Here is a 1057-nt window from a genome sequence, read left to right on the forward strand (position 1 = left end):
TCATAGTGCTTGACGGGTGAGATGATCATTAATCGGTTTTTATTGTAGCTAGGAGTGCGTTTTTTACCGTTACCGGAGTTACCCAAAATGGCGGTGAAACCCGCAACATTTGAAATCGAGCCAATGACCATGCCAATGGCATTTAAGCCTTGGGTGGTTTTACGAGACCAGCTGATATAGCCATCGGCGAATTCGTCAAGGTTGTTATTACCAAACGGTCGCTCACCAGTCATCAACACACCAAGTTGCTGCGCATGAGAGCGGGGCGAATCGGTCATGGTCTTGATGTCGTACTTGGCAAATTCCACCGTTTTATCTTTAACCGTTTGCTCGGGTGTTTTTGGGGTGTACTGAGGCGCACAACCAACCATAGAGGCCAAAATAAGGCCAGATAAAAGTGTTCTAAACATGGGTCGTTCCGTGAATAGTCGAGAGGATAATAAGGGTGATTTTGCAAAAAACCATTCCAAAGAGAGGGGATATGGACGCAAAAATACCTGCTTAAAATACCATTTACGCATACGGTTTAGTACCCGTGCGATGAGAGCGACATCACACATCACCAGTATGAATGAGAAAAACGTAACAGCCATCGACACCCGTGTAACCTAGTATTGCTTAAACTGGCACAAACCTTAGCTAACAGTAAGGCAGGGAAGCCCAACGTTTGATAATTCCATCAAATATTGATAGATGCATTATTAAATCTACTTGGAATGAAGTATTTAGGATAGTTACTGGTGTGCCACTGAACCGTCCCAGCAGTTTTGGACATCGAGTTAAGTGAGTACAATTACTAACGAGGTGAGCAATGGCAACTAAGAAAACTAGAATTAACATTCCCCTGAACTTAAAGCAGAGGCTCTGAAGCTAGCAGAGAAAGTCGCAGTAGCTGCCGCAACAAGACAACCTTCGAGTACATAGAAGTAGATTATAATCGAACAAGAAGGCACAGTGCTCTTGGGTATCTAAGCCCAGTTAACTTTGAAAAACAATATGTCGCTTAATGCGGTGTCCAGTCTAACTGGAGCAGATCACTATGCCTGTACTCTTACCA

General features: G+C 43.7%; 1 protein-coding gene and 1 pseudogene. One reads left to right on the forward strand and one right to left on the reverse strand.

Annotated elements, in window-relative coordinates; translation table 11 throughout:
* On the reverse strand, positions 1 to 410 hold a 410-nt coding region (locus AB4486_RS24605; RefSeq protein WP_372119298.1), incomplete at its 3' end, for a hypothetical protein.
* A 492-nt stretch (positions 411 to 902) separates the two neighbouring features.
* Between AB4486_RS24605 and AB4486_RS24610 the strand changes: the two are divergent.
* A pseudogene (locus AB4486_RS24610) lies at positions 903 to 1007 on the forward strand (IS3 family transposase); the annotation flags it as partial.
* Between the last annotated feature and the right edge of the window lie 50 nt (positions 1008 to 1057).

The sequence above is a fragment of the Vibrio sp. 10N.222.55.C6 genome, assembly GCF_041473395.1.
Lineage (GTDB): Bacteria > Pseudomonadota > Gammaproteobacteria > Enterobacterales > Vibrionaceae > Vibrio > Vibrio crassostreae_C.